Here is a 957-nt window from a genome sequence, read left to right as displayed (position 1 = left end):
TTAGTTTTCAAAGATCATCCTGTCCGCTTTAATCAAGCAACTTTTTAATTATATAACAAGTTTACCTTAAAGTCAACAGTTTTTTTGAAAAATGGTGGAGCCTAGCGGGATCGAACCGCTGACCTCCTGCGTGCAAAGCAGGCGCTCTCCCAGCTGAGCTAAGGCCCCAAAAGTGATCGGGAAGACAGGATTCGAACCTGCGACCCCATGGTCCCAAACCATGTGCTCTACCAAGCTGAGCTACTTCCCGAGTTCAATAAATATTATGGCGCGCCCGAGAGGAGTCGAACCCCTAACCTTTTGATCCGTAGTCAAACGCTCTATCCAATTGAGCTACGGGCGCAAAATAATTAATGCCGAGGGCCGGACTTGAACCGGCACGGTAGTCACCTACCGCAGGATTTTAAGTCCTGTGTGTCTGCCAATTCCACCACCCCGGCGTGGATGGTATAGTTGGAGCGGAAGACGGGATTCGAACCCGCGACCCCCACCTTGGCAAGGTGGTGTTCTACCACTGAACTACTTCCGCGTACAGGATATACATAAGTTATCCTGTGTAATGCGGGTGAAGGGACTTGAACCCCCACGTCATAAGACACTAGATCCTAAGTCTAGCGCGTCTGCCAATTCCGCCACACCCGCGTAAAATGGTGAGCCATGAAGGACTCGAACCTTCGACCCTCTGATTAAAAGTCAGATGCTCTACCAACTGAGCTAATGGCTCTTTTCATTCAAAAGACTTGAATATTATCTTGTCCAAAAATGGTGCCGGCCAGAGGACTTGAACCCCCAACCTACTGATTACAAGTCAGTTGCTCTACCAATTGAGCTAGGCCGGCATATGGTGGAGGATGACGGGCTCGAACCGCCGACCCTCTGCTTGTAAGGCAGATGCTCTCCCAGCTGAGCTAATCCTCCATATATTACACTTACGTGTAATTGCTTGGCGGCGTCCTA

9 tRNA genes are annotated in these 957 nt (G+C 49.6%); all 9 read right to left on the bottom strand.

Annotated features, from left to right (window positions below):
* Nucleotides 1-92: 92 nt before the first annotated feature.
* Nucleotides 93-168 (bottom strand) — tRNA-Ala (locus tag AXI59_RS15170).
* Nucleotides 169-176: 8 nt separating this feature from the next.
* A tRNA-Pro gene (locus AXI59_RS15165) sits at nucleotides 177-250 on the bottom strand.
* 16 nt (nucleotides 251-266) lie between these two features.
* Nucleotides 267-343: transfer RNA gene (locus tag AXI59_RS15160), tRNA-Arg, on the bottom strand.
* 11 nt (nucleotides 344-354) lie between these two features.
* A tRNA-Leu gene (locus AXI59_RS15155) sits at nucleotides 355-440 on the bottom strand.
* 14 nt (nucleotides 441-454) lie between these two features.
* Nucleotides 455-529, bottom strand: a tRNA-Gly gene (locus AXI59_RS15150).
* Nucleotides 530-560: 31 nt separating this feature from the next.
* Nucleotides 561-642 (bottom strand) — tRNA-Leu (locus tag AXI59_RS15145).
* A 6-nt stretch (nucleotides 643-648) separates the two neighbouring features.
* Nucleotides 649-724, bottom strand: a tRNA-Lys gene (locus AXI59_RS15140).
* A 39-nt stretch (nucleotides 725-763) separates the two neighbouring features.
* Nucleotides 764-839 (bottom strand) — tRNA-Thr (locus tag AXI59_RS15135).
* Nucleotides 840-842: 3 nt separating this feature from the next.
* A tRNA-Val gene (locus tag AXI59_RS15130) sits at nucleotides 843-918 on the bottom strand.
* Nucleotides 919-957 lie beyond the last annotated feature (39 nt).

Source organism: Bacillus nakamurai (genome assembly GCF_001584325.1).
GTDB classification, from domain to species: domain Bacteria; phylum Bacillota; class Bacilli; order Bacillales; family Bacillaceae; genus Bacillus; species Bacillus nakamurai.
The sequence above is the reverse complement of the archived record's forward strand: the minus strand, read 5'-3'. Positions and strand labels throughout refer to the sequence as shown.